Raw genomic sequence first — 25368 nt, 5'->3', positions numbered from 1 at the left:
CACGGCCCGCACCGCGGTGCTACGGTTCCTGCCACCTGTCGCATCCGTCCGCGGACTGCGCGACAGGCTCCTGGATCAGCAGACAGGACCTCACTGAGCTGGCGGCCTGGTCGCTGCCCCGGTGACCGCCGACGTTTCGCAGGACGAAAGGCGCTCTCGTGGCTTCTCTCTGGCTCTCCCACCCGCAGGCCATCTTCACCGGCACAGCAGCCGACCTCGACGGCGGCGCTGCCGGCGGCGTCGTCGTCGACACTGACACCGGCACCGTCCTGGAGCTCGTGCCCACCGGCGCCCGGCCCGGCACGACCCCGGACGCGACGCTCGACGCCTCCGAGCACGTGGTCATCCCCGGGCTCATCAACACCCACCACCACTTCTACCAAACCCTCACCAGGGCCTGGGCCCCCGTCGTCAACGTGCCCCTGTTCCCGTGGCTGGTGAACCTCTATCCCGTGTGGGCTCGACTCACTCCTCGCGCGCTGGAGCTCGCGACGAAGGTCGCGATGGCCGAGCTGCTGCTCTCCGGATGCACCACGGCCGCCGACCACCACTACCTGTTCCCCGACGGGATGGAGGACTCGATCGACATCCAGGTCGAGGCGGCCCGCTCACTGGGGATGCGCGCCACCCTCACCCGTGGATCGATGACCCTTGGCGAGGCCGATGGCGGGCTCCCCCCACAGTCCACCGTGCAGGACCCGGACGTCATCCTCGCCGACTGTCAGCGCCTCATCGACACCTATCACGAGCGGGGAGCCGGAGCGATGATCCAGATCGCGTTGGCCCCGTGCTCCCCCTTCTCGGTGACCACCTCGATCATGTCCGAGACGGCCCAACTGGCTGCCACCAACGACGTGCGCCTGCACACCCACCTCGCCGAGACGATCGATGAGGAGGACTTCTGCCTGGAGCGCTTCGGGCTGCGCACGGTCGACTATCTGGACTCGGTGGGCTGGCTCAGCGACCGGACCTGGCTGGGTCACGGGATCCACTTCAACGACGAGGAGGTGGCCCGCCTCGGAGCGGCCGGCACGGCGGTGACCCACTGCCCAACCTCCAACATGCGTCTTGCCTCCGGGATCTGCCGAGCCGTGGAGCTCGAGGCCGCCGGCGCTCCCGTGGGACTCGGCGTGGACGGCTCGGCCTCCAACGATGCCTCCAACATGATCCTCGAGGTGCGCCAGGCGATGTATCTGCAGCGCCTGCGCTATGGCGCGGAACAGGTCACCACCGAGCGGGCCCTGACCTGGGCCACCAGGGGCTCGGCACGGGCGCTGGGCCGCAGTGACGTGGGTGACCTGGCCGTCGGCCAGCAGGCGGACCTGGCCATGTTCCGGCTCGACGGCCTGCAGTTCTCCGGCAGCCATGACCCCCTCGCCGCGCTGCTGCTGTGCGGGGCGCACCGGGCCGACCGGGTGATGGTCGGCGGGGCATGGCGGGTCATCGATGGCGCCATCGCGGACCTGGACGTGCCAGCCCTGATCGCCGAGCACAGTGCGCTCGCCCGCACCCTGGTCGCGGGCTGAGTCACCCCACCAACCGTATGCCGTGGGGCAGCCCCCGAGGACGGGTTCCCCTGAGGGACAGCCGAGTTGGCCAGGTGTCACAGCGTCCCCAGACCAGGACCGTATCCTGCGTCCATCCTCTCCGGCGCCTCGTCGCACCGCCCACCCACAGATCAGGAGCCCTCGTGCCGGCCACCCTGCAGGTCGTCGACGTCGGCGCAGCCCACGGCGCCCGACAACTGTTCACGGACCTGTCCGTCACGATTGCACCCGGTGATGTCTGGGGGCTCGTCGGAGCCAACGGAGCCGGCAAGTCGACGCTCCTGGCGGCCCTCGCCGGGCAGCCGGGGTCGGCAGAGATGAGTGGCCGCACGATCCTGTCCCCGCCCGACGCCACCGTCGGCCATCTCGCGCAGGAGCCCGAGCGGCTCGCCGGCGAGGACGTCCGCACCTTCGTGCACCGCCGCACGGGCGTGGCTGCAGCGGCAACCGAGATGGAGTCCGCCGCCGAGGCGATGGCGTCCGACCCCGGCTCCGCCGCGGGCGGGCCCAGCGTCGCGGACCGTTACACCGCCGCGCTCGACCGCTGGCTCGCCCTGGGCGGCGGCGACCTCGATGACCGCCTGCCCGCAGCGGCAGCCGACCTCGGACTGCAGGTGCCACTCGACGCACACCTGACGACGCTGTCCGGCGGTGAGGCTGCGCGGGTCGGCCTGCTCGCGCTGCTCCTGCAGCGTTATGACGTCGTGCTGCTCGACGAGCCGACCAACGACCTCGACCTGGCTGGCCTCGAGCGGCTGGAGACCTTTGTGCACCAGTCCCGCTCGCCGTTGGTGATCGTCAGTCACGACCGCGAGTTCCTGGCGCGGTGCGTCACCGGCATCATCGAGCTCGACCTGGCCCAGCGGCAGATCAGCGTCTTCGACGGAGGCTACGAGGCCTTCCTGGCGGAGCGGGCGATCGCGCGCAGCCGCGCACGAGGGGCCTATGACGCGTATGCCGACCGGCTGGGGGCCCTGCAACAGCGCGCCCAGATGCAGAAACAGTGGGTGGACAAGGGCGTGCGCAACGCCCGCAAGAAGGCGCGCGACAGCGACAAGTCGATCATCGCAGCCAAGGCCGCGCGCTCGGAGAAGCAGGCGGCGAAGGTCAGCCAGAGCGAGCGCGCCATCGAGCGACTGGAGGTCGTCGAGGAGCCCCGCAAGGAGTGGCAGCTGCAGCTGTCGATCGCCCAGGCTCCGCGGTCGGGCACGGTGGTGGCCACCCTCGACGCGGCGACCGTGCACCACGGTGACTTCACGCTCGGGCCGGTCACGGCGCAGGTCGATGCCGGCGACCGGATCGTGATCACCGGCGCCAACGGCTCCGGCAAGACCACGCTGCTGGGGCTCCTCCTCGGCCGCACGCCACCGGCCGGAGGTCGCGCGTCCCTGGGGTCGGGCGTCGAGATCGGCGAGGTGGACCAGGCCCGGACACTCTTCGAGGTGCCCGACCCGCTGCCGCGGGCGTTCGGCAGGCTGGTGCCGGACTTGTCCGAGGCCGACGTGCGCACCCTGCTCGCCAAGTTCGGGCTGGGCGGCGAGCACGCCACGCGGTCGGCGGACTCGCTGTCCCCCGGTGAGCGGACCCGCGCCACCCTGGCCCTCCTGCAGGCCCGCGGCGTCAACCTGCTGGTCCTCGACGAGCCAACAAACCACCTCGACCTGCCGGCCATCGAGCAGCTGGAGCAGGCGGTCGAGTCCTTTGACGGCACGCTGCTGCTGGTGACGCACGACCGCCGGATGCTGGACACCGTCCGCGCGACCCGCCGGTGGCGCATGGAGCAGGGGCAGCTGACCGAGCTCGACGCCTCACCGACCTGACGCACAAGCCCACCCCTTGCGCGGAGCCGCCCCCTCGGCATACCGTTAACCATATGGTTAACCAACAGGTCGACACGACCGTCTTCGCGGCGCTCGGCGACCCGCGGCGGGCACTCATCGTCGACCTCCTCGCGCAACGCGACCGCACCGTGTCCGAGCTCGCTGCCCAGCTGCCGATCTCACTGCCGGGCACCCTCAAACACCTCGCCGTCCTCGAGTCCGCCGGGCTGGTGAGCCGCACCAAGGCGGGGCGGACGGTCACGGTGCACCTGCAGCGCGCACCCCTGCAGTCCGCCGAGGACTGGCTGCACCGCACGCGCACCTTCTGGGCCGCACAACTGGGCAACCTGGCCAATTCCTTTGCGCCGGAGCCCTCCCCGACCCCACCCAAGGAGACGCCATGACGCAGGAACTCGTGATCACCCAACACGTCCCGGCCCAGCCCCACGAGGTGTATGCCGCATGGCTGACTCCCGAGGGCATGTCCCGGTGGTGGTGGGTCAAGATCGGCGACACCACGTACGCGGTGGACGGCCGAGTCGGGGGCAGTTACCTCGTCGAGTCGCAGGGCGCCGGCATAGGGGTCAGGGGGACGTTCACCCGACTCGAGGCACCCACGCTCCTGGAGCTCACCTGGACCTGGCTGGATGGGGACACCGCGGGCCCGGAGGAGTCGGTGCGCGTTGACCTCACCGAGCAGGGCGGCGGCACTCTGGTCACGGTGACCCACCTGGTGGCCGACCCGGACGGGGTCGAGTCCTACCGCCAGGGCTGGGAGTATGTGCTGGGCAACCTCCAGCGGCTGCCGCAGTCATCGATCACCCTCACCCAGCTGGTGCCCGCCGACCCCGGGCAGGCGTATGCCGCGTGGCTCAGTCCCGAGCTGCTGTCCACCTGGTGGTGGCCCGGGATGGACACGACCTATGCGGTCGACCCGCAGGTCGGCGGCAGTTTCGCGATCCGCTCGGGGGAGACGGGGCTCGGCGCCACCGGGACCTACCGCGAGCTGGTCGAGGCCGCGCGCATCGTGATGACCTGGCGCTGGGAATCACCCGGCCCCGCAGCACCGGAGGACATCGTGACGGTGACATTTGCCGAGGATGACGGCGGCACCCTGGTCACGCTCGTGCACGAGTTCGCCACGGCCTCCGTCGACACCACGAACCCCGTGCGCGGGTGGCGCGAGGTGCTGGCGTCCCTGGCCGATCGCCGCGACGCGTGACCAGCCGCTGACTCAGAGTCGGCGCATGGCCGACGCGAGCAGCACCGGCTCGCCCACCTCGTCGGAGGCGTCCAGGTCGCAGACCGCCTCAATGATCCAGTCGTTGTTGCCGTCCGGGTCGGCGAGGGTCTGCCGCACCTGCCACAACCGGACTTCCTCGGGTCCACTCGTGGCGACACCCGGGACCTCGCGCACGCCCGGCTGCGGCCCCCGCTCGGGCGTGATGGACAGCATCGCCGGGCCGCGGGCGTCCGGACCGAGTCCGATCTCGTCGTGCTCGTCCCAATAGGCCTCGAGGGCACGGTCCCAGTCGTCGGCGCTCATCAGCGGCTCACGGGGCGGCTCGGTGAGCTCGGCGACGGCCCGCTCCAGCTCCGCGAGGTCGATGAAGACGTCCCGCGCGGCCAGCTCGACCCGTCGGAAGATCGCGTTGCGGACCATGACGCGGAAGGCCCGCTCGTTGCCGGTGATCGGACGGCTCGGTGCGAGCGGGACACCGGCAGCGACCCGAGCCGCCGCAGCAGCAACCTGGTCGGGGTCGGTGAGCGCCTCCCACTCATCGAGCAGGCTGGAGTCGGTCTGGCGGATGGTCTCCCCGAGCCAGTGGATCAGGTCCTCCAGCTCCTCGGTCTTGGCGCTGTCCGGCACGGTGTTGCGCAGCGTGCGATAGGCGTCGGTGAGATAGCGCAGCACAATCCCCTCGGATCGGGTGAGCTGATAGAAACCGACGAACTCGGTGAAGCTCATCGCCCGTTCATACATGTCCCGCACGACGGTCTTGGGGCTGAGCGCGTCCTCGCTGACCCACGGGTGCGACTGGCGATAGATCTCCAGGGTCCCCTCGAGCAGCTCGACCAGGGGCATCGGCCAGGTGACGTCCTCCAGGGCCTCCATCCGCTGCTCATACTCGATGCCGTCGGCCTTCATCTCCGCGATGGCCTCGCCCTTGGCCTTGGACTGCTGGGCATAGAGCACCTGACGCGGGTTCTCTAGGACGGCCTCGATCACCGAGACAACATCCAGGGCGTATGCCGGATCCTCCTTCTCCAGCACGTCCAGGGCGGCGACAGCAAAGGGGGCCAGGGGTTGGTTGAGGGCAAAGTTCTCCTGCACGCCGGCCGAGAGAATGACCTGCCGGCCACTGTCCTGCGGCTCCGGAAGTCGTTCCAGCACACCGCTGTCGAGCAGGCTGCGAGCCAGCACGATCGCCTTGCGGGACAACCGGGCCTGGTTGCGGGGGTCCTCGTGATTGTCGCGCAGCAGCCTGCGCAGGTTGACGAACGGGTCCCCTTGTCTGGCAACCACGTTGAGGATCATCGAGTGGTCGACGCGCATGCGCGAGACGAGCGACTCAGGCTCGCCGTTCATGAGCTTGTCGTAGGTCTCCTCGGTCCAGCTGACGAAACCCTCCGGCGGCTTCTTGCGCTGCACCTTGCGCTGCTTCTTCGGGTCGTCACCGGCCTTGGCCAGAGCACGCAGGTTGTCGATGTGGTGCTCCGGTGCCTGCACCACGACATAGCCGCTGGTGTCGAAGCCGGCTCGGCCCGCCCGACCGGCGATCTGGTGGAACTCGCGGGTGCGCAGGACCCGCTGGCGGGTCCCGTCAAACTTGGTCAGGCCGGTGAACAGGACGGTGCGGATCGGCACGTTGATGCCGACCCCGAGGGTGTCGGTGCCACAGATCACCTTGAGCAGACCGTCCTGGGCGAGCTGCTCGACGAGGCGTCGATAGCGCGGGAGCATCCCGGCGTGGTGCACCCCGATGCCGTTGCGCACCAGTTTGGACAGGGTCCGCCCAAAGCCGGCCGTGAATCGGAAGGCCCCGATCCGCTCGGCGATCTTGTCCTTCTCCTCGCGCGTGGCGATCTTCAGCGACATCAGCGACTGGGCGCGATCGAGGGCGTCCTTCTGGGTGAAGTGGACGATATAGACCGGCGCCTGGTGCGTCTCGAGCAGCTCGGTGATGGTCTCGGTGATCGGCGTGATCGCCCAGCTGAAGCTCAGCGGCACGGGCCGCTCGGCGTCGTCAACGAGCGCGGTCTCGCGACCGGTGCGCCGCGAGATGTCGTCGACGAACCGGGTCACGTCACCGAGCGTGGCCGACATCAGCAGGAACTGAGCGTTGGGAAACTCCAGGAGCGGCACCTGCCAGGCCCAGCCGCGGTCCGGCTCGGCATAGAAGTGGAACTCGTCCATGATGACCAGCCCGACATCGGCCTGGTCACCCTCTCGCAGAGCGATGTTGGCGAGGATCTCGGCGGTGCAGCAGATGATCGGAGCGTCCGCGTTGACGGCCGCGTCGCCGGTGAGCATCCCGACGTTGTCGGCGCCGAAGATCTGGCAGAGGGCGAAGAACTTCTCGCTGACCAGCGCCTTGATCGGTGCGGTGTAGAAGCTCACCCGGTCCTCGGCGAGCGCCTGGAAGTGCGCCGCCGTGGCGACCAGGCTCTTGCCCGAGCCGGTCGGCGTGGCGAGGATGACATTCGCCCCGGAGAGCAGCTCGATGACCGCCTCCTCCTGGTGCGGATAGAGGGCGGTCCCCCGCTCCTGCGCCCACCCCGCGAAACTCTCGTAGAGCGCATCCGGGTCGGGGTGGGTGCCCCCGGGGGGCAGCAGGTCGGTGAGGGTGCTGGAAGTGGTCATCACGACCCATCATCCCGTATGCCGTCGCGCACCTGCCCCTGGCCGACCCCCTCGAGCGTGGGTCGGCCGGGCGGGCCGGGTCAGACCTTCAGCGTGTCCGCCCACTTCGACATCTCGTCGAACTCGGCCTGGATGGCCTCGTCCGCGGCCGGGCGGGGACCCATCAGGGAGACGACGTAGGCAACCGCCAGGCACGCGACGAAGCCCGGCACGATCTCGTAGAGGAAGTCGCTCAGGACGTCGACGTTGCCCCAGACGCCGACCACCACGGCACCGGAGATCATGCCGCACAGGGCACCCATCGAGGTGAGCCGGCGCCAGAACAGCGACAACAGGATGACCGGCCCGAACGCGGCCCCGAAGCCGGCCCAGGCGAACCCGACCAACCCCAGGATGTTGGACTGTGGGTCGATTGCCAACAACCCGGCGATGACCGCGACGGCGAGCACCCCGAGCCGGCCGAGCATGACCTGCTGGGCGGCGGTCGCCTCCTTGCCGAAGATCTTCCAGATGTCCTCGACCAGTGCCGAGGAGCACACGATCAGCTGGGACGACAGGGTCGACATGATGGCGGCGAGCACCGCGGCCAGCACGAACCCGGCAATGATCGGATGGAACATGATCTGGGACAGCCGCAGGAAGACGGTCTCGGGGTTGGCCAGCTCCTCACCAGAGGTGTAGAAGTAGCCGACACCGATCAGGCCGGTGACGATGGCACCACAGGCGACCAGCACCATCCAGCTGATGCCGATGCGGCGTCCGGCCTTCGCGTCCGCGGCCGAGCGCAGCGCCATGAACCGCACGATGATGTGCGGCTGGCCAAAATATCCCAGACCCCACGCAGCAGCCGAGATGATGCCCAGCAGGGTGCCGCCGAACAGCAGCGAGGTGCGGTTGAGCTCGTCGGCGGGGTCGCTGACCGTGGCGTTGAACGCCGCGTCGGCCGCGTCGATGCTGGAGAAGACCTCGCCGAAGCCACCCATCGAGAAGATCGTGACGATCGGCACGAGGATCAGTGCTGCCAGCATCAGCAGGCCCTGGGCCACGTCGGTGAGCGATGCCCCGAGGAATCCGCCGAACAGGGTGTAGAGGAGGGTGACCCCCGCGACGAGCAGCATGCCCGTCAGATAGTTGCTGTTGAAGGAGGACTCGAAGAACACGCCACCGGCGACCATGCCGGAGGAGACATAGAACGTGAAGAAGACCAGGATGATGATGCCGGCCGTGAGTCGCAGGGCGTGGCTGTGGTCCTTGAACCTGTTCTCCAGGAAGCTCGGCACGGTGATGGAGTTGTTGGAGACCTCGGTGTAGGAGCGCAGTCTCGGAGCGACGAACTTCCAGTTCAGGTAGGCACCGACCGTCAGGCCGATGGCGATCCACGCCTCCACCAGGCCGGTGGCATAGATGGCGCCGGGCAGGCCCATCAGCAGCCAGCCGGACATGTCCGAGGCTCCGGCGGAGAGGGCGGCGACACCCGGTGGGAGATTGCGCCCGGCCAGCATGTAGTCGCCGAGGTCGCTCGTCTGTCGGTAGGCGTAGAAGCCGATGCCGAGCATGAGGGCGAAGTACACCCCGATCGCGATCAGCTGATAGGTCTGTTCGGACATGGTTGCTCCCTCACGGTGGGGCGTCCCAGGGGTCGGACGTCTTTGCAGCGTAGGGCAGTACAGGCCCCCGGGGCGGGGTCGTTACCCCTTCGTTATGTGCAGGAGGTCCCGCCCCCGGGTGCGGGGACGGGACCTCCTGTCGCCGTCAGAGCAGCCTCACGGCCGATCAGGTCCGGCGAGTTACTCGCCGTTGAGCAGCCCGGTGATCTCCTCGATCACCTGCTCGGCGACCGCGATCGGACCGCCGAGGACCGTGACGCTGCCGGGGGTCAGCCGCTCGAGCTCGTCGGCAGTGACGTTCGGCAGGTGGGCGCTCTTGGTCAGGTTCACCGGGACACCCCGGTGGGCGGCCAGTGCAGACCCGGTGAGGGCGTCCGGCCACAACTCGCCCGTCGCGACGAAGGTGCCCTGCGCCTCGGCCGGGTGCTGCGCCGAGATCACCGCTGCGGTGTCGTAGCGGTCCTCGCCAGCGAGCCGGCGCTCCGCACCGAGTTGGTCCATGACCTCGTCGGTGACCGCGAGCGGGCCGCCCAGGACCACGACCTCACCGGCATCCAGGCGATCCAGCGCCTGTGCGAGCGTCGCAGGCACATGATCGCTCTGGGTGAGCAGGACCGGCACACCCTCGTGCCCGGCCAGTGCTGAGCCGGCCAGCGAGTCGGCGAAGGAGTCGTCCTCACCACTGGCGACATAGACCCGGTCCAGACCGGTCGGATACATCTGCGAGAGCAGCGTGGCCGTCTCGTAGCGGTCCTGCCCGGCCACGCGGTCGACCTCGCCCCAGGTCGCGAGCTCGTCCTCGACGTCAGCCGAGATCGCCTCCTCGCCACCGAGGATGACCAGGTGGTCGGGGTCGATCGCCTCCAGTGCGGCACGGGTCGCGGACGGCACCTGGTCGGCCTTGACCAGTAGGGCCGGCGCCGGGGACCCGTCGGCGGTGAACATGTTCACCGTGCCGGGGATGCGTCCCTCGCTGGCCGGGGCGGCACCGGTCAGTGCGTCGGCGAAGGTCTGACCGGTCATGATGTAGACCGTGTTGACACCGTCGGGGTACTCCCCGGCGATGAGCGCCGCTGTCTCGTACCGGTTCTCACCGGCGACCCGCTCGATCTCCACCGGCCCGGGCTCGGGCTCCGGCTCGAACTCGGGGATCAGATAGGCATCGACGACCTCCTGGCTCACCGAGTTGCCCTCGGAGTCCACCGCGGTGGCCCGCAGGGATGCCGTCTCGACGCCCTCGGGGTAGGTGACCTCAGCTGCCCAGTCACCAGCCTCTCCGGTGAGCTCGAGCTCGGTCCAGGTGGCTCCCTGGTCGTAGGAGATCTCCAGTGTGCCCTCGGTGATCTCTCCGGCCAGGGCAGTGTCTGGCAGCTGCCAGGCGGTCAGCCCGATGGTGTCGTGCGGGGCCGACACCGTGGTGCCCGTCAGGTCCGTCTCGACCACGAAGTCGACCTGCACGAAGGGCAGGAGCGTGCTCCAGTCCTCGGGGAACTCGGTCCAGAACGTCCACTCCGTGCTGCTCGAGGGGCTGGTGCCCCACGACGCGGCGCGCCCCACGTCGTTGGTGACGCGGTACTGCGTGCGCTCGTTCGAGGCGCCCTCGATCCAGGAGCTCTGCCACCCCACGGACTCCGCCAGGAGCGTGTCGCCCTGATACCAGCGGATCGTCTGATCGTCATCACCGGTGTAGTCGCCCATCCCGCCCGTATGGGTGGGCTCGTCGCCGGCCCAGCTGGGCAGGTTCACCTGCAGCATGTCGCCCTGCCGGTTGGGGGTCCAGTAGCCCTCGCCCAGCCGGGGCTGGACGACGGCGGCGAACCAGGACTCGGTGGTGCTGCTGCCCGGCTCATATCCCTGCCTGATGCCCCGCTCGTTCCACTGGCCCTCAGTGATCGTCACGTCCTGGTACCACGAGGTGCCCTCCTGGGCCGAGACCCACTCGGTGCGCTCGAAGGATGTGTTCATGACCTGGGGGAACCCGACACCAGCGAAGGTGTGCGGCCGGAAGTCGTAGCGGAACTCACCCGCGTCGCGCTCCTGGGCACCGTGGTATTCCGAGTCGATCCGCGCGAGGTCGTCCTCGGTCGGGGCGTAGGCCAGGTCCGCGGGGATCCTGCCCACATGGGGGTCCACCAGGTCGTAGAGGACCGGGCTGTCCGCGCCACCGCCGACGGTCAGCTGGACACCGCCCTCGATGATGCGCGAGATCAGGCCCTCGCCCTCGACGCCGCTGATCCCCGCAGCGGGGATCGACAGGGTCGGGTCCCAGCCCACGGAGACCGCGAACTCGCCCGGCTCGTCGTTGACGATCACCAGCGCAGCGGCGCCGGCCGCCTCGACGCCGGCGGCGATCTCCACCGGGTCCAGTGACTGGTCCCGGGTGATGACCACCGCCTTGCCCCCGGCGTCGACCTCCTCCAGCTCGCTCGCGGTCCCGGTGCCCGCATACACGGCATCGAGAGTCGTCTCCTCGGTGGGGAGGGCACTACCGCCCAGGCCGGTGACATCGAGGGCCTGATCACCCTCAGTCACGCTGATGAACGGCGTCCGCAGGCGCCAGCGGGTGAGGTACTCGAAGTCCCCGTCGGTGATGCCCTCCATCGGCTGGGCGTAGAGGTGGTCGACGTAGGTCGGGATGTCGTAGGACCCCACGAGCGGGGTGGTGCCGGCATCAATGCTGAACTCCATACGGAGGTGCTCGGGCTCCACGCCGTCCTCGGGGACGTCGACGGTGATCTCGGAGGCATTGCGGGCATCCAGCTCGAGGACTGTGTCACCGGTCAGCTCGACCTGCGGGTCACCCACGAGGGCGACACCGGGCTCGTCCGGGGCGGCACTGACATCCAGGAAGGACATCGCCGCGTAGGTGCCGGACGGCAGACGCAGGGTGGTCTCACCCTGGACCTCGATCTGCGAGGGCCATTCCGTGTCGCGGCCCTGCAGGATCACGTAGGCCGTCCCGGGCGAGCCGTCGAGGTCGGTGGCGCGCAACGTCAGGTCATAGCGCTCCTCCTCCTTGACGACGCCCCAGCCCGTGCGCACGACGTCCTCCTCACCGGCGGAGGCGACGACATACCCGGAGAAGGTGGTGCCGGAAGTGACAAGCTCCGGGTCGACCGTGGCCTCGATGCTCGCCTGGCCTCCGGCCGGGACGGTGACCTCGGTGGTGGAGAGCTCCAGGACACCCGCGGGCAGGTCGCCCCCGGTGGCGTCACTGCCGTCCGCGCGCAGGCCCAGGGTCGCGTCCTCGTCACCGGTGTTGGTGTAGGTGATCTCCCGCGTGACGGGCTCGTCACCCTCGTGGGGCCAGTCGAAGTAGCCGAAGGACACCGATCCGGTGGCAGTGACCTGGGCATCCAGCGCAGCCGGGACGTCGACCCGGCCCGCGCCGACCTGGAACGGGCCCTCGCCCTCCAGAGCCACCGCGGAGGACATCAGTGTCTCCTTGAGCTGCGGAGCACCCAGGTCCGGGAACTGCTGCAGCACGATCGCCGCGGCGCCGGCCACGTGGGGGGTTGCCATGGACGTGCCGTTCATCGAGGTGTACCAACCCTCACCGGCGCTGTCCTGGGAGCGGGCCGCCAGCACGTCGACACCGGGGGCCGTGAGGTCCGGCTTGACCAGGGCATCGCCCAGGCGTGGGCCCATGTCCTGGAAGCCGGCGCGCAGGTCGTTGCCGTCGACGGCACCGACCGTGAGGGCGGCCTCCGCAGCGGCGGGCGAGCCGATGCCACCGACCCGCCCGAGGTTGCCTGCGGCGACAACGAACAGCGTGTCGGTCTCCTCGGAGATGGCCTCAAGGGCCAGCGCCATCGGGTCCGTGCCGTCGCTGGGCTCCTGGCTCCCCAGGCTCATGTTGACCACATCGGAGTGCTCAGCAGCCCACTCCATGCCGTCAATGACCCACGACTCCTGTCCGAAGCCGTCGTTGCCGAGCACCTTGCCGACGATCACGTCGGCCCCTGGGGCGACGCCGGTCTGGGCACCGTCAGACTGCGCACCGGAGCCGGCCACCGTGGAGGTGACGTGGGTGCCGTGGCCGTGGACGTCGGTGATGTCCTCGCCCGGCACGAAGCTCTCGGTGTCGACGACGACATCAGCCAGGTCCGGGTGGCTCAGGTCGACACCAGTGTCCAGGACAGAGACGGTGACGCCGGTGCCGTCCACGCCGCGCTCCCAGGCCTCTGGCGTACCGATCTGGGGGACACTGTCGGCGAGGGATGCCTCGACCTGACCATCCAGGTGGACCGCGCTGATGCCCGGGGCCAACTGACCCTCACCCGCCGTGAGGGACTGCCACAGCTCCTGGGCCGCGTCCGGCTCAGCCTGCAACGCGACGGCGTTGAGGCTCTCCAGTTGCGCGGTGGGGGTGCCCAGGGACTGACCGACGGACGCGGGAGACGCGCCGTCCCGGAACTGCACGATGACCGGAGTCGTGCCGGGGCCGTCCGCGCCGATGCCCTGCTCGATGAGGGCAGTGACGTTGAACAGGTCGGCGTCGAGGGAGCCAGCGGCCACGAGTGCCCGCGCGGCGTCGGGCAGCACCTGCAACTGCCCGTCCACGGTCAGCATCTGGAAGCCACCGGCGCTGCCGGCCGGCTGCTTCACGTCAGCGGTCGTGGTGCCGTCGGCATGCTCGGTGACGGTGACGACGTCTCCGGTGATCAGGGTGAGCCGGTGCACCGTGCCGTTGGCCTGGTCCGTTGTCGGCGCGCCAGGGCCGTTGCGTAGGCTCGATGTCCCGGCCGGCGACGACTCAGCGGTCGCGGAGGGGTCATCGTGGTCGGGCGCCGCAGAAGCGACGCCGGCGGCAGCCGTCGCCACCAGGGCGGCGGCGACGACGCCGGACAGCGCTGTCCTCGCGCGTGGTCGGTGGGTCATGAAAGGTCCTCGCTTGTAGCAGGAAAGTGACGTCATAAATCTGCCACCCCTTGAAGGCAATCACAACGACGGGTATACGCCATGACATGAACCCGCCGTAGGATCGGCCCCCACCGGTGTCGAAAGGAGGACAAGATGCTCGACGTGTTAGGACTCGATCCGGTCGAAGAGGCCGCCTACCGACGCCTGGTCGGGGTGCCGTCCGCAAACTCGGCTGAACTGGCCCACCAGTTGGACCTCGATGTCGCCGTGGTCCGCCCTGCCCTGGCCGCCCTCAGCGCGAAGGGACTCGTGGCGACCTCCACCACAGGGTCCGATCAGTTCGTCGCCTCCCCGCCGATGGTTGCCCTGGGGTCGCTGGTCCGCGAACGGCAGGATGACATCAACCGGGCTCGCTCAGAGCTGGAGGCCCTGACCGAGCAGTACCGCGGTGCTGCAGCCCAGCGCACGGTCACGGACGTGATCGACGTGGTCACCGGGGCGGAGGCCGTCGCCCAGCGGTTCGCGCAGATGCAGCGATCCGCACGCACCGACGTGCAGGGCCTGATTCGCAGCGGTGTCGCCGTCGTCTCCGCTGCTGAGAATGTCGAGGAGGACCTTGCCGCTGAGCGGGGCGTGAACTATCGGATCGTCATGGAGCGCGAGGCCCTTGAGGGGCCGGGGGTCTTCCAGAACGCTCAGGAGGCGATGTCCCGGGGAGAGCGGGTGCGGGTGGCGGAGCACCTCGCGCTGCGACTGATCATCGTCGACCGCGAGCTGGCGCTGGTCCCGATGGCCCCGGCCCAGGAGGAGTCACGCGGGCCGGTGGGCGCCCTGCTGGTGCACCCCAGCGGGCTCCTCGACGGACTGCTCGCCCTGTTTGATCACTGCTGGGCGACAGCTCACCCCCTCGACACCAGCGCCACGCAGGCCGCGGAGTTCGACGGCCTGGACGAGGTGGATCTGCGCGTGCTGCAGCTGCTGCTGTCTGGGCTCACGGACCAAGCCGTCGGGAGCCAGCTGGGGCTGTCGGTGCGCACCGTGCAACGTCGGGTCGCGACCCTGATGGGTGCCTGTGACGTGCATACCCGCATTCAACTCGGCCTCCAGGCCGAGCGCCGCGGATGGCTCGCCGAGACGAACCAGGCCGGTCCGAACCTCCCCAAGAAGGCGCTGAACCCGGTCAAAGCCTCCCCAGGAAATGGGGGAAACTGACTCGGCCCGGGCTGGTCTACCGGAAGGCGCGGGCGGCATCCTCGATCTGCTGGCGGTGCCGCTCCCAGTAGTCCGCGCTGTCCTCGGACCACATGTTGTCCATGCCCTCGCGCACCCCGACAGCGCCGTCGATCAGCTCGCGGATGATGTCGGCGTGCCCAGCGTGCCGGTGCGTCTCGGACGTGACGTGCACCAGGATCCACTGCAGGGTGACCTCGCCGCGATCACCCCACCAGGGCACGTGCCCGACGGCGTCGAGGTCGAGGGCTTCGATCGTCGCGTCGGTGTTGACCGCCACCTTGTGGTGCAGGTCGACGATGAACTCGCGGGATTCGTCGGCAGGCACCCACAGGTCGGCATTGGGCACCTCGTCAGCCGGATCCCTCGGGAACCACGGCAGCGCGATGCCCGACGGTCGCCCCATCACCGCACCGAAGTATCCGTCGGTCACGCTCGCCACGTGCTTGACCAGCCCGAGCAGGTTGGTGCCGGTGGGCGTCATCGGCCGGCGGATGTCATAGTCACTCAGCCCGTCCAGCTTCCACAGCAGGGCCTCGCGGGCGCTCTTGAGATAGCGGTGCAGGGTCGCCTTGTCATCCGGTTCCTTCATGAACCAAGCGTGCCACCCCTACTGACACCAGCGAACCCCCTTTTTCTCGACGTGATCATCAGTGGCAGACCGAGACCGTAGAGTGACGCGGATGGCACCGAGAGCACCATCGTGGACCGAGCACGTCGTGTGGTGGCATGTCTACCCCCTTGGATTCGTCGGGGCGGACACCACGGGAGCAGACCGATCCCCGGCGCCGCGCCTCCTCGACCTCGTGCCATGGCTCGACCACCTGCTAGCGCTCGGCGCCAACGGGCTCGCCCTCGGGCCGGTCTTCGCGTCATCAACCCACGGCTACGACACGATCGACTGGTTCTCAGTCGACCCGCGTCTCGGAACCGAGTCCGACCTCGTCACACTGATCGAGACTGCCCACTCCAAGGGCATAAAAGTCATGCTCGACGGGGTGTTCAACCACGTCGGCCCCGAGTTCCCCGAGCTGGTCGAGGCGCGTCGCGAGCCCGCATCGGCAGCCACCGAGCTCTTCCGCCGCGGGTCGGGCACCGACGCCTTCGCCACCTTCGAGGGCCACGGCGGCCTGATCGCGCTCGACCATGCGTCGCCCGAAGTCGCCCGCCGCGTGACCGACGTCCTCACGTACTGGAGCGACCGAGGCGCCGACGCCTGGCGCCTCGATGCGGCATACGCAGTGCCTTCGGCGTTCTGGGCAACCGTGCTGCCACCCCTGCGCCATCGGCACCCTGACGTGTACGTCGTGGGCGAAGTACTGCACGGCGACTACGTTGCGGCGGTCCGGGACGGCGGGCTCGACAGCGTCACGCAGTATGAGCTGTGGCAGGGCATCTGGCATGCAGTGGACGAGGTCAACTTTTTCGAGCTCGACTGGGCGTTGACCCGGCACAATGAGTTCCTTGACGCGTTCGTGCCGTTCACCTTCGTCGGCAACCACGACGTCACCCGCATCGCCAGCCAGATCCACGACGAGCGGCACCACGCCCACGCGATCGTCCCGCTCTTCGTGCTGGGCGGCACGCCGTCGGTCTACTACGGCGACGAGTTCGGGCTGCGGGCGGTCAAGGAGGCGCGGGTCGGTGGCGACGACGCCGTGCGACCTGCGTTCCCGCCGACGCCTGCCGAGGCACCGTGGGCTGGCGCGCCGGACGCTTTCCCCCTGCACCAACAGCTGATCGGCGTCCGGCGCAGGAACCCGTGGCTGCACACCGCCTGCAGCCGCACCGTCTCAGTCACCAACGAATCGCTCGTGCTCGAGGTCACCGGCGACGGACCGGCCGAGGCCCTGGTCGTGGCGCTCAACCTCGGCGACAGCGAGTTGCGCGTGTCCGACCCCGCACCCGGCGAGTGGCTGACGGGGCGCGACGCCGGACTGGACGGACCGACGCTCTCGGTCGGGCCGCACGGCTGGGCGGTCGTCGCGTCGCTAGGTCATGCGGCCGGCGCGCCGGTGAGACCGTAGCCCGTGACTGGGTGTGATGAGCCGCGTCACCACCAGCAGCACGCAGTAGATCGCCAGGGCGATGAGGCCGGCAACCCACCAGGAAGGGTCCAGGATGAACGCGGCGATTCCCCCAACCAGGATCGCGATGACCAGCGGCGCGGAGCCAACGAGGTCCCCCCTGCGCGAAGGCTTGTGCCGAACCACCCGCATCTGATCCGCCGTTGCATCAAGGCACGGGCTCATCCGCTCAGGCCCGGAAGGCGGCATGGGCGCGCGGCCAGGCTCAGTGCGGCAAATCGGACAGCACTGCCTCGCCTGCGCAGACACCGTCTTGGAGCACCAAACGGTTCTTACAGCGTGAGATAGCAGGCTCCAAGAACCGTTGGAGGCTCCAAGACGGTCGCAGGAGGCAGCAGCAGCACGGCCGCAGGAGGCACCAGCAGCACCGCCGCAGGAGGCACCAGCAGCACGGCCGCAGCTCAGCATGAGCGCAAGGGTGGCGCGCAGCGCCCACCCGCGCCCTCGCGCGGCGATGGCCGGTCCTGCGTAGCCTGGCCGCATGGCTGCAACGGCATGGTCCGTGACCCCGACCGGCCCCCTGCGCGGCGACGTGCACGTGCGCGGGTCCAAGAACGCTGCCACCAAGCACATGGTGGCTGCCATCCTGGGCGATGGCCCGAGCCGGATCAGCAACGTTCCGCAGGTGGGCGACGTGGCGATCACCGCGGACATCCTGCAGTCGCTGGGCGTGGGCGTGGACTACGACCGGGAGCAGGGTGTCATCACCGTGGAGCCCCACGCAGGGGTGACGGCCGACGTCCCACTGTCGTTCAGCGGGCTCAACCGCATCCCGATCCTGCTGCTCGGCCCGCTCCTGCACCTCACGGGTGAGGCCTTCGTCCCCCTGGTGGGCGGCGACCCCATCGGGCGTCGCCCCGTCGACTTCCATGTCGAGGCACTCGCCGCGTTCGGCGCGGAGATCGAGCACCGTGAGGATGGCATCGTGGCTCGAGCCACTCGTCTGCGCGGCACCCGCCTCGAGCTGCCCTATCCGAGTGTGGGGGCGACCGAGACGGTGCTGCTCACCGCTGCGCTGGCCGAGGGACGCACCGTGCTGCGCAATGCCGCCACCGAGCCGGAGGTCATCGAGCTGGCCCTGTTTCTCCAGCGCATGGGGGCACGGATCTTCCTGTCGCCAGGTCGGAAGTGGACCATCGATGGTGTCGACCGGTTGCGGGCGGGGCAGGTGGCTCTCGAGGGCGATCGCAATGAGGCGTTCAGTTATGTGATGGCGGGTCTGGCCACCGGTGGCCAGGTGCGGGTCCACGGCTGTGCCCAGGACCGGCTCGTCACAGCGATCAGCACCCTGCACTCCATGGGCGCGCAGTTCGACATCACCGACGATTACGTCAGCGCCACCGCACCGCAGGGGCTGCGACCGGCAGCCGTCCAGACCGACACCCACCCGGGGTTCATGACCGACTGGCAGACGCCGCTCATGGTCCTGTTCACTCAGGCCAACGGCATGTCGGTCCTGCATGAGACGGTCTATGAGGACCGGTTGGTCTATGTGCCCGCGCTGCAGCAGATGGGCGCCGAGATCGAGCTGTTCGCGACCTGCCTGGGCGGTGAGTCCTGCCGGTTTCACGACACCAACGCGGTCCACTCCGCCGTCGTCAAGGGCGTCTCCCAGTTGCGCGGCGCCCAGGTCGAGGTCCCCGACGTCCGTGCCGGCTTCTCCTCAGTGATTGCGGCCGCCATCGCCGACGGCCCGTCCCGCATCGGCGGCATCCAGCACCTGGTGCGCGGCTATCACCGCCCGGCCGAACAGTTCGCCGAACTCGGCCTGTCCATCCAGCCGGCCGACTAAAACTAGCCCTGCGGCCGGCTCGGGGCGCCGGCTGTGTCGGGGTTGTCCAGGAACTCCTGGCTGGTCACCACGAACAGCTGGGGCGCATAGAGCGCCATCACGTCCAGGGCGCGCTGGTGATTGGTGTCGTCAGAGCCGGCGCACCCGTCGGAGACGACCGTCACCTGGGCACCGGCGTCGACCGCCGGCAGGGCGGTGGAGATCACGCAGCAGTCGGTCGCCACTCCGGTCAAGACCAGGTGCGGGGTGGGCCCGGTGATGGCGCGCAACTGCTCGCCCCACTTGCCGAACGTCGGCTCGGAGACCGTATGCCGAGCGGCCAGCTCCGCAGCGGCCGGCACCAGATCGAAGAGGTGGTGGTCAGCGGGCTCATCGGCAAAGGGAAACTGCTCGAAGTACGGCACCCAGGAGCCCGCCTTCTGCGCCGGCGGGACCCAGCGGGTGACAATCACCCGCTCGCCGAATGCCTCGGCGAGCTGGCGCACGGGCTCGACGATGCCCTCAAACTTCGGGGCGCACCACTGTGAGGACGGGTCGGCAAAGATCACCTGCGGGTCGATGACGACCAGCCAGGGACCCTGCTGATCCCCCGCGGACTGGAGGTCCGCGGCTGAGCCAGGTGTCGGCATACGGCTCACGCCACTGGCCGGTCGACGCCCGCCCGGTCGCCCGGGGCCACGGGGGTGGCCTCCTGGCGACGGACCGCGTGGGCCTGGAGGGCGGCATAGCCGACGAAGCCGATCACCAGCGCGACGAGCACGCCCAGGTTGGCCCAGGCCCAGTCGCCCTCGCGCCCGCCCAGCCCCAGCGGGCCGAGCAGATAGCCCTGCCAGTTGTTCCAGGACGCGTCGTCGGCGAAGTTGTTGATGACCAGGCCCCAACCGGCGATGGAGGCGACCGCCATGATCGCGATCGAGGTCCAGTTCCAGTTGCCGTAGCGGCCCCGGCCGTCGAACAGAGCGGTCTCGTCATAGTTCTTGCGCCGCAGCATGGTGTCGGCGATGAGGATGCCGGCCCAGGCCGCGATCGGCACACCGAGAGTGATCAGGAAGCTCTGGAAGGGAGCGAGGAAGGACTCGGCAAAGAAGACGACATAGATCGTGCCAAGGGTCAGGATGGTGCCGTCGATGAGCGCGGCTGCCGGGCGCGGGATGTTGATGCCCAGGCTGAGCAGGGTCAGGCCCGAGGAATAGATGCCCAGGATCGCGCCGCTGACCAGGGCCAGCACCGCGGCGATCCAGAACGGGATGAGGAACCAGGTCGGCAGGATCGTGGCCAGGGTGCCCACCGGGTCGTTGGCGATGGCATCGGTCAGATCGGGGTTGGAGCCGGCCAGCGCCAGGCCATAGCAGACCAGCAGGACCGGGGCGAGGGCTCCGCCGAAGGTGTTCCAGAAGACGATCTTGGAGCCGGAGGCGTCGCGCTTCTGATAGCGCGACCAGTCGGCGGCGATGTTGATCCAGCCCAGCCCGAAGCCGGTCATCACCATCACCAGCGCGCCGATGAGGGCCTGGTTGGACCCGGCCGGCAGCGCGGTCGCCGCCGAGAGGTCGATGTCCCGGAAGGTGATCGCGATATAGCCGATGGTGACCAGCCCGGTGACCCAGGTCAGCACCGACTGCATCCGCATGATCGTGTGATAGCCGGCGACCGAGCCGAGCACGATCAGGGCCGCGATGACGGCGCAGGCGATCACCTTGGTCGTGGTGCCGCTGCTCCAGCCGAGCTCGTTGAAGACGGTCGCAGTGGCCAGCACGGCCATGATCGCCAGGAAGGTCTCCCACCCCATCGAGATCAACCAAGAGAAGATGCCGGGCACCTTCTGCCCCTTGACGCCGAAGGCCGAGCGGGATAGCACCATCGTGGGCACCGAGCCCCGCTTGCCGGCGATCGCGATGATGCCGCAGAACAGGAAGGACAGCGTGACGCCGACGACTGTGACGATCACGCCCTGCCAGAAGCTCACGCCGAAGCCATAGACGAAGGCCGCATAGCTCATGCCGAAGACCGACACGTTGGCGGCGAACCACGGCCAGAACAGGTCGGAGGGCTTGGCGGTGCGCTCCGACTCCTGGATGATGTCGATCCCGTTGGTCTCGATCAGGGTGCGGGCCGGGGCCTGCGGCACTGCAGTGTGCGTGTCAGTCATGGGCGGATTCTCCCACTATGTGGGCCCTACCGGAGGTAGTTCTCGACCTCCTGCAACGTGGCGTCGCTCACGGCGCTCGTGCCACCGAGCACGTCGATGTCCTTGGGTGACACGTGGGTCAGCGCCTTCTGGGCGGGCCCGACAAGCGAGCCCGGCTTGGTCAGCACGACCGGCACACCGCGACGACCGGCGAGCGCGGCACCCACCAGCGCGTCGGGGAACTGCTCGCCGGAGGTGACCAGGGCGGAGCCCAGCGAGGTGTCAAACTCCTGCGCGACCGTCAACGACGTGTCATAGCGGCTGGTGCCGGCCAGTCGTCGATAGGTGCCGCTGGTCGCATACTTCGCGGCCTGCTGTGCGACAGCGTTGGTGACGGCCAGGTCACCGCCGAGCACAACGATCTCGCCCGGGTTGAGCCGGTCCAGTTGCGCGATGGTCGCCTCGTCGAGGGTGTTGCGGCCCGCCAGGAGCAACGGCGTGTGCTGCTTGCCGGCGAGGGCGGCAGCTGCGAGGGCGTCGGGGAACCCCTGGCCACTGGCCAGGAACACCCGGGACTGCCCACTGCCGTAGTAGGAGGCGAGGTTCGCGGCGGTCGCATAGCGGTTGACGCCTCCGACGCGCTCCACGAGGCCCGTGGTGTGTTTCTTGAGCTGCTGCTCAACCCCCGTGCTGACAGCCTGCTTGCCACCGACGATGACCAGGCGACCCGGCTTGAGCCTGGTCAGCGCGTCGCGCGTCGCCTGGGGGAGGTTGCCCGGCTGACTCAGCAGGACCGGGGCGTCATAGATCCCCGCTCGGGCGGCCGCGGTGAGGGCGTCCGGGAAGTCCTGGCCGTTGACGATGTAGGCGACACTCACGCCGGGCGCCCACTGCTTGGCCACGTTAGCGGCGGTCTCATAGCGGTCGGAGCCAGAGATCCGGGTCACCTCACCCGGCTCTGGCGGGGGCGTCTGGCCCGGGTCGTTGAAGGTGAAGTAGTCGGTGGACAGACCGGTCTTCCAGTAGGGCCACGGACGGGCGAGATACAGGCCGATGCCGGTGGTGTCGTTGTAGGCATAGCGCCCGTCCGCCAGGAAGCCCTCGACCCTGGCCGACACGATCCGCCCGCCCCACTCGCCGTAGCCGTCCCGCTGAGTCACCTGCACCCGGGCCACGTCAGCGATCTGGTAACGCGTCTCCAGCGCCTCGGCCGTCAGCTCCGCGGTCCACCGGTGTCGCGGGTTGATGTCGGTGTCGTCGTAGGGGTCCTCCTGGGCAACCAGGTAGGGGTGGTCGGCATTGGCCGGGATGGTGTAGCCACCGGTCGCCGCCGAATACATCGTCGTCGCCAGACCCTTGCCCCACGAGAAGGCGAAGGTCAGCACCTGCCCGTCGGTGGCGTTCACCGCGTTCTTGTTGGCGGTGAACTCGAGGGTCTCGATGCTGCCGTCACTGGCGCGCTTGCCGCGGCCCTTGTAGGCCTGGCAGTAGGTCGTGTCGCAGGTGTCGTAATAGCCCGTGCCGTTGACCCCGCGCTCGGCATAGGTGCGCGCCGCGACGGCCTGCGCGCGCAGCGCCTGCTGGTGGAAGTTCGAGGGCACCTCGGAGGAGACGACCGACCACAGGTAGTGCTGCATCGGCAACCGGTTGACGGTGGCCAGCCCCCGCTCCCCGTGGTGGGTCGCGGTGATCTGACCGCGATAGACCCGGCGGGTGCCGCCCGGCAGATAGAGGTCGATCATCTTCTCGCTCGGCGAGGTGAAGGTCACCGGGCAACCGGTCGGCATCCCCTTGGGTTGGTAGGCCGTCCAGTTGCCCTGGGTGTCGCGGGCCTGCAGGACACAGCTGCTCGGGTTGTTGGACGACGCCTGCACGCGCCACTGGTCCCGCTCGGGCAGGGGGTATGCCGTGGCGTCGGGGCCGTTGCTGACGACCAGGCCGGGCCGGTGGTCCACTCGGGTGACGCCGTCGTTGTCGATGGTGATGCCGACCCGGATCTGGCCGGTGTCCCGGGTCTCCAGTTGTGTGCCCGGATAGTAGAAGTCGAGGATCTCCTGGTGGTTCAGGCCCTGCTGTCCGGCCCCGTTGGCACCGTGCTGGGACATGCCGTGGCGGTGGCCCCACCCGCCTCCGGTCACGCTGTATTTCCCGCTGTCTGGCATCGGGTAGACCTCGGCCCCCGGCAGCGGGGTGGGCAGCGACGTGAGCGCGGTGACGGTCGTGGGCGCGACGATCTCGGGGTCGCTGGTGGTCAGTCCGTACTTCTGGTCCAGGTGCTCCTCGGGCACCGGCTCGCTGAGTTGCTCCCCCTGCTGACCGTCATCAACGGTCGGCGGCGCCTCGACGGTCTCGTCGACGGTCTCCTGGGTGCCTTCCTCGACGCCCGGGGGCTCCGGCGTGGTGGTGGCGAGCGCGGCGCCGGGCAGCAGCGTCACGCCCAGCGCGAGGGCAAGCGAAGCAGCAAGGGTGGATCGCACGAGGGGCTCCTGAGGTGAGGGACCCCACCAATATGAGGCAGGAGTGACTCATGTGACAAGGGCCCTGGGCAAACTACAGACGTGTGGTTTAGGGAGTCGAGCACGCCGACTACGCAATCCAGACGAAGTCTTCACCAGGCGTTGACGACCGTGTGCGCCTCGGCGCACCGCCCCAGGCGCTCAGGAGTCGGTCTCCGAGTCCGTGTCCTCCAGCCCGGTGGCGCCCACGACCCAGCGCCACAGCCGCGCCGCCTCAGCGCGCTCGACACGCGTCCTACTCACCACGTGCGTCGGCCGCGGACGCCGGTCGTGCCACAGCTGACCCCCGGGCTGACCGGGCCGTGCCAGCAGCCAGAGCACCGTGTCGGCCCCCGCCTCGGGAGAGCGCAGGATGGGGGCGGTGACCCGGGCGAAGCGGGGCAGCGACGAGGTGAGTCCCGGGGAGTCGGCCCACCCCGGGTGGGCGGCGTGCACCGAGGGCCCGCTTTCGCCCTCTGCGACCCAGCGTCGCTGCAGCAGGGGCAGCAACTCCACCTGGGCGCGCTTGCTGCGTGCATAGGCCGTGGCGCCCGAGTAGGGCTGCTGGTGGTAGTCGGGGTCATCGGCGCGCAGCCGCTGCGCATACATGCCGCCAGAGGTGACGAAGATGACGGGTGCCCCCGCCGAGAGCACCGGCCGCAGCGCCTCGGTCATCGCCACTGGACCCAGGACGTGCAGCGCCATGGTCAGCTCGTGCCCCTGCGGTGACTCGGTGCGCGTCGCGGGCAGCGCCCCGGCGTTGTGCACGAGTCCGTCCAGCCGGGGCACCTGCGCGAGCAACGCGTTGGTGAACGCCCGGACGCTGTCGAGGTCTCCCCCGTCGCAGTGCCAGACCGTGACCCTCCCCGGGGCCGGCAGGGCTGCTGCCACCCGCTCCCCCTTGTCGGTGTCGCGGACCACGAGGTGGACGTGCGCGCCGAGGTCCGAGGCCCCGCGGGCCGTGGCCTCACCCAGCCCGGAGGTTGCGCCGGTGACGGCCACGTGCCGACCGGCCAGGGCGTCCGGCGCGGGGTCAGCCGGCCAGTGAGGCAGTCGGCGTCGCACAGCATGACCGATCCGCGTGTAGCCGAGGACGACCAGCCGGTCCATCGCAGTGTCGGCGGCGCGCGCGAGGCGCTGGGTGAGTAGGGGCATCTTTGTCTCCTCAGGTGAGCGCCACGAGCAGTGGCGGGAGCACGAACAGCATGGACAGGGACCACGTCACGTGGGTGAGGGCGGGCCCAAGCACCCCGCCGGTGACCCGGCGCTGGGCGCCGACGAGCAGACCGAGCAGGCCTGCTGCGACGACGAGCATGAGGTTGCCTGCGGCGGCAGTGACCAGGACGTAGAGTCCGGTCGTCACCAGCACCTGCCGCCCGGAACCGACCGCGGCATAGAGCGCACCGCGGAAGAAGACTTCCTCGGCCACCCCGTTGACCACGGTGATCAGGGCCACGAGCGGGAGCGGGGCATAGCGAGCGTGGTCGAGCACCTCGTTGACCGCGTCGCGCAGGAGTGGCACCTGCGCCACGAGCACCGCTCCGGCGCAGAACACTCCCACGGCGAGCAGTCCCAGCGTCAGCGATTGCACGACCGGACGGACCAGCGCACCCCGGCGCGACCACCCGCGCCCCAGGTGCACCGGTCCTGCGAGCAGGGCCCCCACCACCCAGACGGCGGCAAGCATGGCGGTGAGCATGATGAAGCGGGAGTCGCCGGGCGGGGTGCGCAGTCCGAGAGCGAGCACCACGGCCCCGACCACGAGCGTGGCTGCACACACGATCCGGCGCCGGCGGAAGTCGCGATCGGGCTCGCGGTGGTCCCGGGGCACCGGACGGACGAGCGCGGCCAGCAGGAAGCGGCGCATCTCGGTCATATGTTTGTCCCGTGTCCTGTCCATGCTTTGTTCACCGTTGTAGGCTGCCCGGGTGACC

At 69.4% G+C, this 25368-nt stretch carries 16 protein-coding genes; 7 read left to right on the top strand and 9 right to left on the bottom strand.

Features of this window, described 5'->3' with window-relative positions:
• Positions 1-158 precede the first annotated feature (158 nt).
• From NF556_RS03195 to NF556_RS03180, 4 genes are all read left to right on the top strand, one after another.
• On the top strand, positions 159-1526 hold the full coding sequence (locus NF556_RS03195) for an 8-oxoguanine deaminase (protein WP_252594057.1): 1368 nt from the start codon (positions 159-161) through the stop codon (positions 1524-1526).
• A 164-nt stretch (positions 1527-1690) separates the two neighbouring features.
• A complete protein-coding gene (locus NF556_RS03190) occupies positions 1691-3367 on the top strand; it encodes an ABC-F family ATP-binding cassette domain-containing protein (RefSeq protein WP_252594056.1) in 1677 nt (558 codons plus the stop codon).
• Between the two features lie 53 nt (positions 3368-3420).
• Complete coding sequence (locus NF556_RS03185) at positions 3421-3771, top strand: ArsR/SmtB family transcription factor (protein WP_252594055.1); 351 nt, start codon at positions 3421-3423, stop codon at positions 3769-3771.
• Positions 3768-4589 carry an SRPBCC family protein gene (locus NF556_RS03180; RefSeq protein WP_252594054.1) on the top strand — a complete coding sequence of 274 codons (822 nt, stop codon included), beginning with the start codon at positions 3768-3770 and terminating at the stop codon, positions 4587-4589. The genes NF556_RS03185 and NF556_RS03180 overlap by 4 nt, the downstream gene beginning before the upstream one ends.
• A gap of 12 nt (positions 4590-4601) precedes the next feature.
• Here NF556_RS03180 and NF556_RS03175 read toward each other — a convergent pair whose 3' ends face one another.
• The 3 genes from NF556_RS03175 to NF556_RS03165 all read right to left on the bottom strand — a co-directional run bounded on the left by NF556_RS03175 (position 4602) and on the right by NF556_RS03165 (position 13720).
• Complete coding sequence (locus tag NF556_RS03175; protein WP_252594053.1) at positions 4602-7232, bottom strand: DEAD/DEAH box helicase; 2631 nt, start codon at positions 7230-7232, stop codon at positions 4602-4604.
• An 80-nt stretch (positions 7233-7312) separates the two neighbouring features.
• Complete coding sequence (gene putP / locus NF556_RS03170; RefSeq protein WP_252594052.1) at positions 7313-8839, bottom strand: sodium/proline symporter PutP; 1527 nt, start codon at positions 8837-8839, stop codon at positions 7313-7315.
• 180 nt (positions 8840-9019) lie between these two features.
• Positions 9020-13720, bottom strand: coding sequence for a S8 family serine peptidase (locus tag NF556_RS03165; protein ID WP_252594051.1), 4701 nt, complete (start codon positions 13718-13720; stop codon positions 9020-9022).
• Positions 13721-13855: 135 nt separating this feature from the next.
• On the opposite strand from NF556_RS03165, the gene NF556_RS03160 reads away from it, so the two are divergent.
• Complete coding sequence (locus tag NF556_RS03160; protein WP_252594050.1) at positions 13856-14914, top strand: hypothetical protein; 1059 nt, start codon at positions 13856-13858, stop codon at positions 14912-14914.
• Between the two features lie 16 nt (positions 14915-14930).
• On the opposite strand, the gene NF556_RS03155 is transcribed toward NF556_RS03160, so the two are convergent.
• Positions 14931-15524 carry a DinB family protein gene (locus NF556_RS03155; protein ID WP_252594049.1) on the bottom strand — a complete coding sequence of 198 codons (594 nt, stop codon included), beginning with the start codon at positions 15522-15524 and terminating at the stop codon, positions 14931-14933.
• A gap of 91 nt (positions 15525-15615) precedes the next feature.
• Between NF556_RS03155 and NF556_RS03150 the strand changes: the two genes are divergently transcribed.
• Positions 15616-16959 carry an alpha-amylase family glycosyl hydrolase gene (locus tag NF556_RS03150; RefSeq protein ID WP_252594048.1) on the top strand — a complete coding sequence of 448 codons (1344 nt, stop codon included), beginning with the start codon at positions 15616-15618 and terminating at the stop codon, positions 16957-16959.
• A gap of 541 nt (positions 16960-17500) precedes the next feature.
• Positions 17501-18811, top strand: coding sequence for a UDP-N-acetylglucosamine 1-carboxyvinyltransferase (gene murA, locus NF556_RS03145; RefSeq protein WP_252594047.1), 1311 nt, complete (start codon positions 17501-17503; stop codon positions 18809-18811).
• Positions 18812-18813: 2 nt separating this feature from the next.
• Here the strand turns inward: murA and NF556_RS03140 are convergent, their stop codons facing one another.
• The 5 genes from NF556_RS03140 to NF556_RS03120 all read right to left on the bottom strand — a co-directional run bounded on the left by NF556_RS03140 (position 18814) and on the right by NF556_RS03120 (position 25310).
• Entirely contained in the window at positions 18814-19440 is a 627-nt protein-coding gene (locus NF556_RS03140) for a cysteine hydrolase family protein (protein WP_252594046.1), read from the bottom strand.
• A gap of 5 nt (positions 19441-19445) precedes the next feature.
• Positions 19446-20960 (bottom strand): purine-cytosine permease family protein, encoded by a 1515-nt coding sequence (locus tag NF556_RS03135; RefSeq protein ID WP_252594045.1) that lies wholly within the window; start codon positions 20958-20960, stop codon positions 19446-19448.
• 26 nt (positions 20961-20986) lie between these two features.
• Positions 20987-23416, bottom strand: coding sequence for a cell wall-binding repeat-containing protein (locus NF556_RS03130; RefSeq protein WP_252594044.1), 2430 nt, complete (start codon positions 23414-23416; stop codon positions 20987-20989).
• 180 nt (positions 23417-23596) lie between these two features.
• A complete protein-coding gene (locus NF556_RS03125) occupies positions 23597-24589 on the bottom strand; it encodes an SDR family NAD(P)-dependent oxidoreductase (RefSeq protein ID WP_252594043.1) in 993 nt (330 codons plus the stop codon).
• A gap of 10 nt (positions 24590-24599) precedes the next feature.
• Positions 24600-25310 carry a CPBP family intramembrane glutamic endopeptidase gene (locus tag NF556_RS03120; protein ID WP_252594042.1) on the bottom strand — a complete coding sequence of 237 codons (711 nt, stop codon included), beginning with the start codon at positions 25308-25310 and terminating at the stop codon, positions 24600-24602.
• Between the last annotated feature and the right edge of the window lie 58 nt (positions 25311-25368).

This window comes from Ornithinimicrobium faecis (assembly GCF_023923225.1).
In the GTDB taxonomy this organism is placed as follows: domain Bacteria; phylum Actinomycetota; class Actinomycetes; order Actinomycetales; family Dermatophilaceae; genus Ornithinicoccus; species Ornithinicoccus faecis.
Note: the sequence above shows the minus strand (reverse complement) of the source record. Positions and strands in the feature narration are given on the sequence as shown.

Excerpts from the sequence above, each read along its gene's own strand:
- NF556_RS03185 (WP_252594055.1), top strand. The coding sequence starts at position 3,421 with ATGGTTAACCAACAGGTCGACACGACCGTCTTCGCGGCGCTCGGCGAC.
- NF556_RS03180 (WP_252594054.1), top strand. The coding sequence starts at position 3,768 with ATGACGCAGGAACTCGTGATCACCCAACACGTCCCGGCCCAGCCCCAC.
- NF556_RS03175 (WP_252594053.1), bottom strand. The coding sequence starts at position 7,232 with ATGACCACTTCCAGCACCCTCACCGACCTGCTGCCCCCCGGGGGCACC.
- putP (WP_252594052.1), bottom strand. The coding sequence starts at position 8,839 with ATGTCCGAACAGACCTATCAGCTGATCGCGATCGGGGTGTACTTCGCC.
- NF556_RS03165 (WP_252594051.1), bottom strand. The coding sequence starts at position 13,720 with ATGACCCACCGACCACGCGCGAGGACAGCGCTGTCCGGCGTCGTCGCC.
- NF556_RS03160 (WP_252594050.1), top strand. The coding sequence starts at position 13,856 with ATGCTCGACGTGTTAGGACTCGATCCGGTCGAAGAGGCCGCCTACCGA.
- NF556_RS03155 (WP_252594049.1), bottom strand. The coding sequence starts at position 15,524 with ATGAAGGAACCGGATGACAAGGCGACCCTGCACCGCTATCTCAAGAGC.
- NF556_RS03150 (WP_252594048.1), top strand. The coding sequence starts at position 15,616 with ATGGCACCGAGAGCACCATCGTGGACCGAGCACGTCGTGTGGTGGCAT.
- murA (WP_252594047.1), top strand. The coding sequence starts at position 17,501 with ATGGCTGCAACGGCATGGTCCGTGACCCCGACCGGCCCCCTGCGCGGC.
- NF556_RS03140 (WP_252594046.1), bottom strand. The coding sequence starts at position 19,440 with ATGCCGACACCTGGCTCAGCCGCGGACCTCCAGTCCGCGGGGGATCAG.
- NF556_RS03135 (WP_252594045.1), bottom strand. The coding sequence starts at position 20,960 with ATGACTGACACGCACACTGCAGTGCCGCAGGCCCCGGCCCGCACCCTG.
- NF556_RS03125 (WP_252594043.1), bottom strand. The coding sequence starts at position 24,589 with ATGCCCCTACTCACCCAGCGCCTCGCGCGCGCCGCCGACACTGCGATG.
- NF556_RS03120 (WP_252594042.1), bottom strand. The coding sequence starts at position 25,310 with ATGACCGAGATGCGCCGCTTCCTGCTGGCCGCGCTCGTCCGTCCGGTG.